General features: G+C 73.5%; 8 protein-coding genes. 5 read left to right on the top strand and 3 right to left on the bottom strand.

The window, feature by feature from the left end:
• Positions 1–83: 83 nt before the first annotated feature.
• Positions 84–1361: an ATP-grasp domain-containing protein gene (locus tag ACIO9J_RS12255; protein WP_401996652.1), complete on the top strand. Its 1278-nt coding sequence runs from the start codon at positions 84–86 to the stop codon at positions 1359–1361.
• 51 nt (positions 1362–1412) lie between these two features.
• Here ACIO9J_RS12255 and ACIO9J_RS12250 read toward each other — a convergent pair whose 3' ends face one another.
• Entirely contained in the window at positions 1413–4193 is a 2781-nt protein-coding gene (locus ACIO9J_RS12250) for an AAA family ATPase (RefSeq protein ID WP_401996649.1), read from the bottom strand.
• A 154-nt stretch (positions 4194–4347) separates the two neighbouring features.
• On the opposite strand from ACIO9J_RS12250, the gene ACIO9J_RS12245 reads away from it, so the two are divergent.
• The gene (locus ACIO9J_RS12245; protein WP_401996646.1) at positions 4348–5430 is read left to right on the top strand and encodes a dihydrodipicolinate reductase; all 1083 of its coding nucleotides are present in this window, start codon (positions 4348–4350) and stop codon (positions 5428–5430) included.
• Positions 5427–5906, top strand: coding sequence for a carboxymuconolactone decarboxylase family protein (locus ACIO9J_RS12240; RefSeq protein ID WP_401996644.1), 480 nt, complete (start codon positions 5427–5429; stop codon positions 5904–5906). Before ACIO9J_RS12245 ends, ACIO9J_RS12240 begins: the two co-directional genes overlap by 4 nt.
• Before the next feature lie 15 nt (positions 5907–5921).
• Here the strand turns inward: ACIO9J_RS12240 and ACIO9J_RS12235 are convergent, their stop codons facing one another.
• Complete coding sequence (locus ACIO9J_RS12235) at positions 5922–8729, bottom strand: M4 family metallopeptidase (protein WP_401996641.1); 2808 nt, start codon at positions 8727–8729, stop codon at positions 5922–5924.
• Between the two features lie 315 nt (positions 8730–9044).
• On the opposite strand from ACIO9J_RS12235, the gene ACIO9J_RS12230 reads away from it, so the two are divergent.
• Positions 9045–10424, top strand: a complete 1380-nt coding sequence (locus ACIO9J_RS12230) for an MFS transporter (RefSeq protein WP_401996638.1) — start codon at positions 9045–9047, stop codon at positions 10422–10424.
• Positions 10425–10855: 431 nt separating this feature from the next.
• A complete protein-coding gene (locus ACIO9J_RS12225; protein WP_401996635.1) occupies positions 10856–12760 on the top strand; it encodes a helix-turn-helix domain-containing protein in 1905 nt (634 codons plus the stop codon).
• Here ACIO9J_RS12225 and ACIO9J_RS12220 read toward each other — a convergent pair.
• Positions 12729–13655: a LysR family transcriptional regulator gene (locus tag ACIO9J_RS12220; protein ID WP_401996632.1), complete on the bottom strand. Its 927-nt coding sequence runs from the start codon at positions 13653–13655 to the stop codon at positions 12729–12731. The two genes, ACIO9J_RS12225 and ACIO9J_RS12220, sit on opposite strands and share 32 nt — an antisense overlap.
• Positions 13656–13691: the final 36 nt, after the last annotated feature.

Genomic DNA, 13691 nt, shown 5'->3' with positions numbered 1-13691 from the left:
CCCGGCCCCGCCCGTAAACAGCGGTTGCCCGCGCCCGCGTGCGCGGCGCCGCCCCGTCGTGACAGCGACCCTGAGGAGGGCCGGTGAACCCCGTCGAAGGAACGGTTCTGGTGGTCGGCAGCGGCACCCAGGAGTACCAGGCGTACCTGCTGCGCTCGGGCGCGCTGCGGGCCGATCTCTGGCTGCTCGACGCGGCGGCCCCCACCTGGCAGTCGCCCCACCTCACGGGCGCCACCCAGATGGACCCCGGTGACGTCAACGCGCTGATATCGGCGGCCCGTTCGGTCGCGGAGCGCAGGAAGGTGCGCGGCGTCCTCTGCTACGACGAGGCGCTGATCCTGCCCGCCGCGCAGGCCGCCGAGGCGCTCGGCCTGCCGGGGCCCTCCGTGACCGCCGTGCGCAACTGCCGCGACAAGCACCGCACCCGCGCGCTGCTGCGCGACGCGAGCCTGCCGCAGCCGAAGTTCGCCCTGGTCGCCGACCTCGCGGAGGCGGCAGCGGCGGCGGAATGGATCGGTTATCCCGTGGTGGTCGAGCCCCGTGTTCCCGGCGTTCTCAGCGCTCTCGGCGCGAGCCGGGGCGCCGCCCTGGTCCGCTCGGCGGCCGACCTCGCGGACCTCTTCGCCGACGCGCGGTCGGCGCCCTGTCCGAGCGCCCCGACGCACCGCGTGGGCATCCTCGTGGAGGAGTACGTGGAAGGGCCCGGGATCAGCGTCGACGGCGCCGTCCACGACGGTGCCTACGCGCCGATGTTCGTGGCCCGCAAGGAAGCCGGCCTCTCCCCGTACTTCGAGGAGACCGGGCACGTGGTCGACGCGCGCGATCCGCTCCTGGACGACCCCACGTTGCGCTGGGTGCTGGCCAGGACGCACCGCGCGCTCCGGATCACCGACGCGGTCACGCACACCGAACTCCGGCTGACCCCCCGGGGGTTCGTGGTCATCGCGGTGAACGGCGGCCTCGGCGGCGACCTCGTGCCGTACCTGGGCGGGCTCGCCACCGGCATCGACCCCGGCCTCGTCGCCCTGGACGTCGCCCTGCGCACCCCGCCCGACCTCACACCCGCCCACGCGCGCACCGCGGGCATCCGCTTCCTCTATCCGCCGGGGCACTGCCGAGTCGACCGCGTCACCGTGCCCGCGCCCGACGAGGCGTCAGGACTGCTACGGGCCAGCGCACTTGCCGACCCTGGCGCCGCACTGTGCCTGCCGCCGCACGACCGCCTCCAGCGGTACGCGTACGTCTTGTGCACGGGCGACACCCCCGCGGAGTGCGCCGGGCGACTGGACGAGGCCGAGGCCCAAGTGCGTTTGCACGGGCGGCCGTTGGAGCTGATCCCCGGCGGACGGAAGGCGTCGTGAACCGACCTCGGCCCCGATCCCTACCCCGGCATCCGGGCGGGTCGGCAAGAGCTAGGCCGGGACCTCCGATGCCTGGGCGAGCAGCCGTACGAGCTGTGCCCTGCGGTGCACCCCGTCCAGCTTGCGGTAGATGTTGCTCAGGTGGAACTCGACGGTCTTCACGCTGAGGAACAGCCGCTCGGCGACCTCGTGATTGGTCAGCCCCCGGCCCACCACGAGCGCCACCTGGAGCTCCTGCGGGGTCAGCCGCTCCAACGGGGCGCGCTCGGGCCGCACTTCGGTGCCGCCCGCCGCGTGCAGTTCGGCGGCCACCCGCGCCGCCCAGCCCGTCGCGCCGAGCCGCTCGAAGGTGGCGAGCGCCCGCTCCAGGAGCCGCCTGGCCTCGCTGCGCCTGCCCTGCCTGCGCAGCTGCTCGCCCCACGCGAACTCCGTCCTGCCCCGCTCGAAGGGCACCGGCCGCTCGGAGAGCAACGCGAGCGAACGTCCCATGTGCCGCGACGCGGCCTCGGGGTCGTTCGGTTCGAGCAGCCCGCGGCAGCGCGCCGCGGCGCCCGCGGTCACCGGGCGGTGGCCGCGGCCCGCCTCGTACTCCAGGACGGCGAGGACATCGCGGGCCTCCGCGGTCATGTGCAGATGGACGTACGCGTCGGCCAGGTCGGCCGCCCAGGTCAGATAGAGGCCGTCGCCGCGCCCGTGCCGCTGCGAGAACGCGCGCACGTCCTCCAGGCAGTGCACGGCCTCCTCGAAGCGGCCGAGGCCCAGTTCGAGCAGGCCGAGTGCGCCGCGGGCCCGTGCCGCGTCCATCGGCAGCTCGGTGGAGAGCGCCCACTCCTCGGCCTGCGCGGCGTGCCGGCGGCAGTCCTCCTCGCGGTTGAGCGCCGCCTCGGTCCTGGCGAGCGCGGCGAGCCCGCGCGGCACCTCGATGAGCCGCCCGGTCGCCTCGGCGAGCCGCACCGCCTCGTCGGCGTGGGCGAGCGACGGCGTCCAGCGGCCCCGCCAGAACTCCACCACGGCCAGCGTGCACAGCAGATGGGAGAGCAGCCCCACCGCGCTCGAACCGCGCGCCGTGTACGCGGCGCGGTCCAACAGGCCGTGTGCCTCGTCGAGTTCCTCGGCCGCCAGATGGCACAGGCCGCCCACCCCGGAGAGCGGATAGGGGAACGCGGGATCAGGTGAGGCGAGCGGCTCGGCCAGCTCGCGCAGGAGCACCCGGCCCGCGTCCGCGTCACCGCCGAGCAGCAGCACCAGGGTGTGCAGCAGCCGCACGGGCAGCATCGCCTCCTGGGACGAGCCCGCCATCTCCATCGCGGCCGCCGACGAGTGCCCAGCCGCGGTGAGGTCGCCGACGGCGAGTTCGGTCAGCGCGATGCCGCCGAGCATGACCGCGGCGAGCGCCGGGTCGACCTTCTCGGCCTCGTCGACCGCCGACTTGAGCAACTCGCGCGAGCGGGTGGGCTGGCCGCGCTGCACATCCAGATAGCAGCGCAGCTGGCGGATGTCGAGCCGGGTGCCGAGCTGCTCGGCGTGTTCCAGGGCGCGGTCCAGGATCGCCGCCGCCTCGTTGAGGGACCCCGCGGCCTGCGAGGCCCGCGCGGCGTCCAGGAGCCGCTCCGCCTTGCGCTGCCCCGCGGGGGTGAACCGCGCGGCCCGCTCGTAGAGCCGGGACGCCAAGGGGTACGTGAGGGTCTCGGGGGCGCCGGACGCCGCGTTCTCCAGGAGCGATGCGACGTGTTCGTCCGGCCCTGCGCCCGAGGCGGCCAGATGCCAGGCGTACTGCTCCAGAGCGGGCGCGGTGGCGCCCTGGAGGGAGCGGGCGATGGCGTGGTGGGCCCGCCGTCTGCGCACCGGCGTCGCCCCGTGGTAGACGGCGGAGCGGACCAGCGGGTGCCGGAAGGCGTACCCGTCGCGCTCCTCGACGACCAGGCCCGCCGCCTCCGCCGCTTCGAGCGACTCGTAGCTGAGCCCGTGCGCCCGCAGCGCCGCCTCGGTGCCCGCGAGCGGCCGGGTGCCGAGCACGGCGAGGAGCAGCATCGCGTCCTGCGCCTCGGACGGCAGCCGGGCGACCGCGCTGCCGAAGGTGTGGGCGAGCATCTCGCCGATGGGCAGCGGCGCCCCCGAGCCCTCCTCGTCGCCCCCGGCGTCGCTCCCCGCGAGCAGCGCGGGCAGTTCGATGAGCGCGAGGGGGTTGCCCCGCGCCTCGGCGAGCAGCCGGGCCGTCTCACGCTCGGTCAGCTCGGCGGTGCCCTCCTCGGCGATCAGCCGGTGCGCCGAATCGGGATCGAGGCCGCCGAGCGTCAGCGTGTCGATGGAGGCGAGCCGCGACGCCGGTTCCTCCGGGGCGTCGCGGGTGGTGAACAGGACGACGACGCCTTCGCGGCCGAGCCTGCGGGTGGCGAAGGCGAGCGCGTCAAGCGAGTACGGGTCGAGCCAGTGCGCGTCGTCGACGGTGACCAGGACGGGGCCCTCGTCGGCGAGCGCGCCGAGCAGGCTCAGGGTGCCCGCGGCCACCGCGAACCGGTCCTGCGCCTCGGCGGGCCCCAGGGCGAGGGCGCCGGTGAGCGCTGCGACCTGCCGCTCCGGTATGCGGTCGAGGAAGTGCAGGACGGGCCGGAGCAGATCGGCGAGGCCCACATAGGGCAGGTCCGACTCGACCTCGACGCCGCGGGTGCCGATGCGCAGCAGATCGTCCGCGGTGTCGGCGACGTACGACACGAGGCTGGTCTTGCCGATGCCCGCCTCACCGCGGATGACCAGCGCGCCGCTCTCGCCCCCGCGTGCCTTGTCGATGAGGGCAAGAAGACGTGCGCATTCCGCGGAGCGCCCCAGGAGCATGACTTCAGCGTACCGGCGGGGCAGGACTTCGGAGAGTGGTCGAACGGTACGTATCCGTCCACGAGTTGGCCAGGTCCCGGCCTCGCGGGCGGTCCGTCCTTTTGCTCGCGTACTGCCTCTGTCAACCCAAAGATCCCCCCGCTACCCTCCGCGCATGATTTCCACGGTGGTGTGGGGAACGGGCAACGTCGGCCGTGCGGCCATCCGTGCCGTCGAGGCACATCCGGAGCTCTCGCTCGCGGCGGTGCTCGTGCACAGCCCCGCCAAGGTCGGCCGCGACGCGGCCGACCTTGGCGGGCTCGCGCGGCACTTGGGCGTCGCGGCGACCGATGACGTCGAAGCGGTGCTCGCGGCGGGACCGGGCGCGGTGGTGTACGCGGCGTCCGGTGACATCCGGCCCGACGAGGCGCTCGCCGATGTCGTCAGGGCGGTCGGGGCCGGGGCCGTGGTGGTGACGCCCGCGCTGTATCCGCTCTACGAACACCGGGGCGCACCGGCCGAGTTCAGGGACCCGGTGCTCGCCGCGATCGCGTCCGGCGGCGGCTCGCTGTTCGTCTCGGGCGTGGACCCCGGCTGGGGCAACGACGTGCTGCCGCTGCTGGTCAGCGGTCTCGGCTCCACCGTCGACGCCATCCGCTGCCAGGAGATCTTCGACTACTCCACGTACGACCAGGAGGACTCGGTCCGCCATCTGATCGGCATGGGCCACCCCATGGAGTACGAACCGTTGATGCTCGCCCCGAGCATCCCGACCATGGTGTGGGGCGGGCAGATCCGGCTGATGGCCAGGGCGCTCGGCGTGGAGCTCGACGAGATCCGCGAGACGCTGGAGCGCCGCCCCCTGGACGCCGCCGTACGGACCAGGACGATGGGGGAGTTCGCCGCGGGCACCCAGGGCGCCGTGCGGTTCGAGGTGCAGGGCGTCGTCGAGGGCGAACCCCGCATCGTCATCGAGCACATCACCCGCATCCATCCCTCCTGTGCCCCCGACTGGCCCGTGCCGCCCGACGGCGGCGACGGCGCGCACCGCGTGATCGTCGAGGGCCGCCCGCGCATCGAGGTCACGGTGGAGGCCACCGACGAGGGCGAGAACCGCTCGGCGGGCGGCAACGCCACCGCGGCGGGGCGGCTCGTCAACGCCATCGACTGGCTCGTGGCCGCCGACCCCGGCCTCTACGACGCGCTCGACGTCCCGCTGCGCCCCGCGGCCGGCCGACTCGGAAGGAAACAGCCATGAACATCGACATTCCCGACGGCAAGGAGCCGATCGGCTACGTGTGGGGCGAGATGGTGCCCGGCATCGGCATCGCCGCGTCGAACTTCTCGCTCGCGGTGTACGAGCACACCACGCTCGGACTGCGCGAGTTCGAGGCGGCGCGGCTGCGGGTCGCGCAGCTCAACGGGTGTGCCTTCTGCCTGGACTGGCGCACCGAACGCGACGGCGAGAAGGTCGAGGAGGAGTTCGCCGACGCGGTGACCGAGTGGCGCACCACCGGCGCCTTCGACGAGCGCACCCGGCTCGCCGCGGAGTACGCCGAGCGGTACACCCTGGACCACCACGGTCTCGACGAGGAGTTCTGGAAGCGGATGACCGCCCGCTACAGCCAGGCCGAGATCGTGGAGCTGTCCATGTGCATCGGCTCCTGGCTCGCGTTCGGGCGGCTCAACCACGTGCTGGGCCTCGACAGCATGTGCGTGCTGCCGAGGCCCTGAACGCACGTCGGGTGACTAGCAGGTGCCCGCGGGACGGGCCCGGGTGACCAGGTCGGTGTGGCCCGTCGTGCCGTCGATCCACACCACGCGCCTGCCGGTGTCGGCAGCGCCGAAGCTCTGCTCACCGCGGTTGCAGGAGACCCGGCCGAGCCCCTTGCCGTCCAGGTCCGTCTGGACGAGCTTGGTGAGGTTGCTGTTGCTCCAGCCGCGCTCGGGCTTCCACTGGGTGAGCGTCAGCGCGCTGTCGGAGGCGTCCACGCCCCAGAAGTAGGCGTCGTCGCTGTCCTCGGGGATGACGTCGGTCAGTCCCGAGCCGTCCAGCTTCGCGCGGCGCAGGCCCTGCCGGTTGTCGTCGGCGATGTCGTCGACCAGCCAGTACAGGTACGTGCCGTTGATCGCCGGGGTGGAGATGCCGAGGCGGCTCTCCTTGGCGGGGACCAGCTTCCGCTTGCCGGTGCGCACGTCGGTGATCTCGGTCGAGACCTGCTGGACGCCGTCCTTGTCGGTGTAGACCTTGGCGTACCCGAGCTTGGCTCCGCTCAGCGTGGGCAGCGCCGTCAGGACGTCGTAGCGTCCCTCGTCGACGAAGTGCGGCTCGCGCTCGCCGGGCTTGATGTAGGCCACGCGCTGCTGGCCGAAGGGGCTGGACTCCTGCCAGGCGACGGTGTCACCGGAGACCTTGACGTTGCCGACCGTCGTCCCCGCCGACCAGAGCTTCTTGACCGGACCGCCCTTGAGCGGACGCGTGAGCACGTCCACGCCGTCGGCGCCGTACGCGGCCCAGGCCACCGTCTTGCCGTCGGTGTCCGGGTAGACGTGGAAGCGGCCGTCGTTGGGGCTGAGCAGCTTCGGCGTGCCCTTGCCGTCCGTGCGGCCCGCGTAGACGGAGTACGGCTCGCCGCCCTCCTCGTCGGACTTGGACGTGGCCCACCAGCCGCCGCCCGCGCCCGCGCCGGTCGACTTGGTGTTCAGGTCGCCGAGGAGCTTGTCGGAGTCGGCGCCGATGGCCTTCTCCCAGCCCTTGACGATGCCGTGCGCGTCGAAGGCCCGGGTGACCGCGCGCAGGTCCGCGCCCTTGACGCCGAGGTCCTTGGCGGCGGCGACCACCGCGTTGCGGGCCTCGGTGAAGCCGTCGAGCGGGGTGAGGTACTCGGTGAGCGCCTTGTAGACGATCCGGTCGGCCCGCTTGCCGCCGAGGTCCTCACGGATGTCCCACAACGCCCCCGAGAAGATGGTGGAGTTGAGGTGCACGCCGCCGCTGTCGGTGGCGTAGGTGACGCCGAGGAAGTCCTTGGCGGTGGTGCGGCCGTCGTTGAGGTCGCGCATCGCGCACTCCTTCGGCCCCTGGGTGCGGCAGAGGTTCTCGCCGATCAGGGAGGCTTCGGGGGAGTGCTCGTTGCCGGTGGCGGTGACGTCGATGGCGTTGCCGAAGTAGTCGGCGACGGCCTCGTTCAGGGCGCCGGACTGGCCGGTGTAGACGAGGCCCGCGGTGTGCTCGACGACGCCGTGGGTCATCTCGTGGCCGACCACGTCCAGGTCGGCGGAGAAGACCTTGTTCTCCTCGTCGCCGCCCCCGTAGACCATCTTCTGGCCGTCCCAGAAGGCGTTGACGAAGGGCTGGCCCTGATCCGTCACGCCCACCAGGGAGTTGATGGCCATGCCCTTGCCGTCGAGGCTGTCCCTGCCGTGCTTGGCCTTGTAGTAGTCGTAGACCTGCCCGGCCGCCCAGTGCGCGTCGACCGCGCCCGCCTCGGTGGCGTCCTTGCCGAACTCGGGCGTGGGCGAGGTGACGTCCTTGAGGCCCGCGGGCCACTTGCCCGACGCGTCGTTGGCGTCCACGTCCCGCGCGTCGTACGTGGTGATCGGGTTCTTGCTGCCGCCCCACTGGCGACGCTGGTCGATCAGCCCGTACGTCCCGGACTTCGCGTCCTTGGTGACGTCGAGGCCGACCTTGGCCCCGTCCAGCTTCACGCCCGAGCCCGCGGTGCCGGGGTGACCGGCGGGGGCGTCGTCGAAGGCCTGGATGCCGGAGTAACTGAGCACCGGGAAACCGGCGTTCGCGTCGACGTAGATCTCCTGCTTGACCGGCGCCCCGGTCGCCGGGTCCTGGCCGGTCACGGTGACGTGGTACGTCAGGACGCCCTTGCCCTCGGGCAGGACGACCAGGCCGTGCGACTTCCCGGTGAGCTGACCGGTCCCGCCCTGACGGCTCTTCCCGTCGTGGCCCTTCGCCTTGGCCGCGGCGGGGCTCAGCTTGGTCCAGCTGCCCGCACCGCCCTCGGCGAGCCCGGCGCGGGCGGCGGCGGTGGCGCGCTCGACGGCCGTACGCTCCGACACCTCGGCGTCCGAGCCGACGCTGAGGCCGGTGAAGTACTTGCCGGAGGTGCCGGTGACGACGCGGTCCCCGTCCTTCTCCGCGAGCCGCACCAGGTACTGGCCGCCGAGCACCGGTATGCCCTTGTGCTTCTGCTGGAAGCGCACCGCGTCACCGGTCCGCCCGTGCACCGTCTTCCCCGCGGTCAGATCACGCCGGGGATCGGCGATGCGGTAGCGGCTCTTCTTCTCTTCGAGGTGCTTCTTCGCGGCGGCGGCCGCGGGGCCCGAGTCCGCCGCGGGCTCCTCGATGCCGTCCACCAGGGCGGGCGTCGCGGTGCGCTGACCGGGTATCAGGTCGGGCACGGGGTCCGGGCCGGGATCGGCGGCGTGGGCGACCGGCACGGCCAGGGCGAGCAGCGCGGAGACGCCGAGCAGGGCGACGCCACCGGCCGCGCCGGGTATGCCGGCGCTACGAAGTCCCTTGGGTCTCTTGGGTGTTGTCCTCATGAGTGACTTGTTCACGTTCCCCTCTACGGCAGGGCCGCAGGTCGTGCGGCCCTCTTGATCATGAAGATGTCAGACGAATGTGGATCAAGTGATAACGCCGTGTCACAAGTTGCGCCAGGTGCATGCCACTACGCGTACTTGGACAAAGAGTTGAACGCTCACGACTCCGGCACCGGGGTCACCGGCATGGGCGCGGTCACCATGCCGGGGGCGGCAACTGTGGTGCACCGGCACATGTGACGTCGACCTGCGGCTTCCTACCGTGTGGCGACATCGGGTCGTCCCCGCCCAACCACCATCCCGGAAGTGGTGCACATGCCCGCCACCGCTCGACCGCCGCGCGCCATCGTCAGGATCGTCGCCGCCAGCCTCGTCGGCACCACCATCGAGTGGTACGACTTCTTCCTCTACGGCTCGGCCGCCGCGCTCGTGTTCAACACGTTGTTCTTCCCGTCGAGCGACCCCCTCGTCGGCACGCTCCTGTCCTTCCTCACCTACGCCGTGGGCTTCGCGGCCCGGCCGCTCGGGGGTGTCGTCTTCGGGCACTTCGGTGACCGGGTGGGGCGCAAGAAACTGCTGGTCATCAGCCTGCTCATGATGGGCGGCGCCACCTTCGCGATGGGGCTGCTCCCCACCCACGCGAGCATCGGCGTCGGCGCGCCCGTCCTGCTCACCGTCCTGCGGCTGGTGCAGGGCTTCGCGCTCGGCGGGGAGTGGGGCGGCGCCGTACTCCTCGTCTCCGAGCACGGCGGTGACAAGAGCCGCGGGTTCTGGGCCTCCTGGCCGCAGGCGGGCGCGCCGGGCGGCAACCTGCTCGCCACCGGGGTGCTCGCGCTGCTCGCCGCGGTCCAGTCCGACGAGGCGTTCCTCGCCTGGGGGTGGCGCGTGCCGTTCCTGCTGTCCGGGGTGCTCGTGATGATCGGCCTGTGGATCCGCATCTCGGTCACGGAGTCGCCGGTCTTCCTGGCGGCGCAGCGTGAGGCGGCCGCGGCCGCCGCCGCGGGGGCCGAGCAGCCGCCGCCGGTCGTCGAGGTGTTCCGCAAGAGCTGGCGCGAGGTGCTCACCGCGGTCGGCACCCGCTTCGGCGAGAACATCTCCTACTACATCCTCACCGCCTTCGTCCTGGTCTACGTCACCGTCCACCTCGAACTCCCCAAGAGCGACGCCCTGAACGCGGTGCTCATCGGGTCCGCGTTCCACTTCGTCACGATCCCGCTGTGGGGCGCGCTCTCCGACCGGATCGGGCGGCGCCCGGTGACGCTTTTCGGCGCGGTCGGCATGGCCGGCTGGGCCTTCGCCTTCTTCGCGCTGCTGGACACCCGCTCCTTCCCCGTCATCGCGCTCGCGGTCACCGTCGGACTGCTCTTCCACGGCGCGATGTACGGGCCGCAGGCCGCGTTCATCTCCGAGCTGTTCGACACCAAGGTGCGCTACTCGGGCGCCTCGATGGGCTCCCAGCTCGCGTCCATCATCGGCGGGGCGCTCGCGCCGATCATCGCCGTGGAACTGCTCAAGGACTACGAGTCGGCGCTGCCCGTGGCCCTGTACATGTCCGGCGCGGCCCTCGTCACCGCGGTGACGGTGCGGTTCGCGAGGGAGACCAGGGGCCGCGATCTGTCCAGGGACGAGGCGGCGGAAGGAGCCGGCGCTCGCCCAGTGGCCGAGCGGCAGGGCTCCGTGTCGCTGGGCGGCTGACCGGAACGGAGTTCAGTGGCTGGGTCCGGCCCACCGGCTGGGTCTGCCTCACCGGCTGGGTCCGGCCCACCGGCTGGGTCTGCCTCACCGGCTGGGTCCGGCCCACCGGCCGGGACGGCCACACAGGCTGGGTCCGGCCCACCGTCCGGGACCGGCCCACTGTCCGGGACCGGCCCACCGGCCGGGACGGCCTCACAGGGTGGGTCCGGCCCACCGTCCGGGACCGGCCTATCGACCGGCGCCGCCCCAGCGACCGGCGCCGCCCCAGCGACCGGCGCCGCCCCAGCGACGGGGACCGCCATACAGACCGGCACCGCCTGAGCGACCGGCACCGCGCCATCGAACCAGCGCCGACCCGTCGAACCGGCACCACCACACCGACCGCCACCCACCCATCGACCACCACCACCCCGCCGGGAGACCATCGCCCCATGCTCCCCACCACCCCAGGCACGGACCGCGCCGAACCCCCGGCGGGCCCGCGCGGTCTGCTCGATCTGCTCGACCGGGGTGCGCCCGCCGAGGAGTTCGCGGGGCCCGCGGCCCGCGCCCGTGCGGCGGGCGCCGATGCCGGTGAGCTCGCCGCGCTCGACGAGGCCACCGCCGTGGCGCTGCGCGTGCACCGCACGCTGGGCGCGCACCGCCGCCGCGAGGCCGAACTCACCGCGCTCTTCGACACCGCGAGCGACCTGGCGGCGCTGCGCGACCCCGACGCCGTGCTCCGCGCCATCGTGCGCCGCGCGAAACTGCTGCTCGGCACCGACGTCACGTACCTCTCGCTGAACGACGAGAGCGCGGGCGACACGTACATGCGGGTCACCGACGGCAGCGTCGCCGCCGCGTTCCAGCAGCTGCGGCTCGGCATGGGGGAGGGGCTCGGCGGTCTCGTCGCGCAGACCGCCCGCCCCTACGTCACCGGTGACTACCAGCAGGACCCCCGCTTCCACCACACCGACGCCATCGACGGCGCCGTCCGCCAGGAGGGGCTGCGGGCGATCCTCGGGGTTCCGCTGCGGCTCGGCCCGCGCGTCATCGGGGTGCTGTACGCCGCCGACCGCGCGGCCCGCGCGTTCGCGACGGAGGAGATCGTGCTGCTCTCCTCGCTCGCCGACCACGCCGCCATCGCCATCGACGGCGCCCGGCTGCTGGAGGAGACCCGCGCCGCCCTCGTCGACCTCAACGCCGCGACGGAGACCATCCGCGCGCACAGCGCCGCCATGCGCCGCGCCGAACAGGCCCACGACCAGCTCACCGATCTCGTGCTGCGCGGCGGCGGCGCGGACGACGTGGCCGACGGGATCGCCGCCCTGCTGGACGGCGGCGCCCTCATCCACGACGCGGACGGCGTCGAACTCGCCCGCACCGGCACCGGGCCGCTGCCCCCGCCCGCCCAGGCCGTCGCCGCGTCACGGGCCAGCGGACGCGCGGTCCCGCAGGACGGCACCTGGGTGTGCGCGGTGCTCGCGGGGCCCGAACTCCTCGGCAGCATCGCCCTGACGGGGCGGGCCGAACTCGCCGAGTCCGACCGGCGCCTCTTCGAGCGCGCGAGCGTCGTCACCGCGCTGCTCCTGCTGCTGCGCCGCTCCGTGGCCGAGACCGAGGACCGCGTGCGCGGCGAGCTCCTCGGCGATCTGCTCTCCGACGCCGGCGACCCCTCGGGGTTCGCGGGCCGGGCCCGCAGACTCGGCGTACGCATCGAGGGTCCGCTCGCGGTGTTCGTCGCGCACAGCGAGAGCGTGCCCCGGCAGCGACTACTCGCCGCCGCCCACCGCTCGGCCCGCGCGCGCGGCGGCCTGGCCGGGCTGCACCACGACGACGTGGTGATCGTGACGCCCGCCGAGCGTCCGGGCACGGCGGCCGTGCCGCTCGCCGCCGAACTGGGCCAGGCCGCCGGCGCCCCCGTCACCGTCGGCGCGGCGGGCCCCGCCACGGGGCCCACGGGGCTGCCCGCCACGCACACCGAGGCCCTGCGCTGCCTCTCCGCGCTGCGCGCCCTCGGCCACACCGGCCACGGCGCGGCCCTCGCCGACCTCGGCTTCGTCGGCCTGCTCATCGGCGAACGGGCCGACCTGGGCGGCTACGTCAGGGCGACGCTCGGCCCCCTCATCGACTACGACGCCGAACGCGGCACCGAACTGGTGCGCACCCTGGAGGCGTACTTCGGCCAGGACCGCAGCCTCACCAGGGCCAAGACCGCGCTGCACGTCCATGTGAACACGGTGGTGCAGCGTCTGGAGCGGGTCGCGCGCATCCTCGGCGACGACTGGAACACCCCCGCCCGCACCCTGGAGCTCCAACTCGCCCTCAGGCTGCACCGGTTGACGCCACCGGGGTGAGCCTCTCGCGCAGCCTGCCGAGCAGGGCGCGGGCCGCCGGGGTCGCCGGGCCGTCCGTCCGCCGGGCCAGCGCGATCCGGCCGCGCGACCTCGGCTCCGTGATCTCCAGCGACCGCAGTCCGAACGCCGCGGCCTCCGCGTCGGAGAGTCCGGGCAGCACCGCCACGCCGAGACCGCGCACCGCGAGCCGCACGAGGACCTCGGGAGCCGCCGCCTCGAAGGCGATCCGGGGCCTGAACCCGGCCTGCGCACAGGCCCGGTCGAGGACGCCGCGCACCCCGGTGCCGCGCGGCAGGCTGATCAGCGGGCGCTCCGCGAGCTCGGCGAGCGGCACCTCCGTACGGTCGGCGGGCTCCAGGAGCGGGTCGTCGGGCGCCATGACGGCGACCAGCGGCTCGTCGATCACGACGTGCAGGGAGATGCCGGACGGCTCCTCGTCCGCGCCGACGCCGAGGAGCGCCATGTCCAGCTCGCCCCCGCGCAGCGCGGCGAGCATCCGCTCCGACGAGTCCTCGGTGAGGGAGATCTCGACCTGGGGGTGCGCGTCGTGGAAGTCGGCGAGCACCGACACCACGTCGAACTCGCTGATGGCGGCGCCCGACACGAGACCGAGCGTGACCTGACCGCGCAGCAGCCCGGTGAACTCGTCGGCCGTGCGCCGCGCCCCCTCGACGGCGGCGAGCGCGGCGCGCGCGTACGGCAGGAGCGCCCTGCCCACCTCCGTCGGCGTCACCGCGCGGCCCGAGCGGTCGAGGAGACGGTGGCCCAGCTCCCGCTCCAACTGCCGTATCTGCGCGCTCAGTCCGGGCTGCGCCAGATGCAGCCGGGCCGCGGCGCGGGTGAAGTTCGCCTCCTCCACCACGGCCACGAAGTACCGCAACTGCCTCAGTTCCATAACCGATGATGCTAGTGGCCAGCACAGCAGGCTCTT

This window comes from Streptomyces sp. NPDC087300 (assembly GCF_044744425.1).
GTDB lineage: Bacteria > Actinomycetota > Actinomycetes > Streptomycetales > Streptomycetaceae > Streptomyces.
Note: the sequence above shows the minus strand (reverse complement) of the source record. Positions and strands in the feature narration are given on the sequence as shown.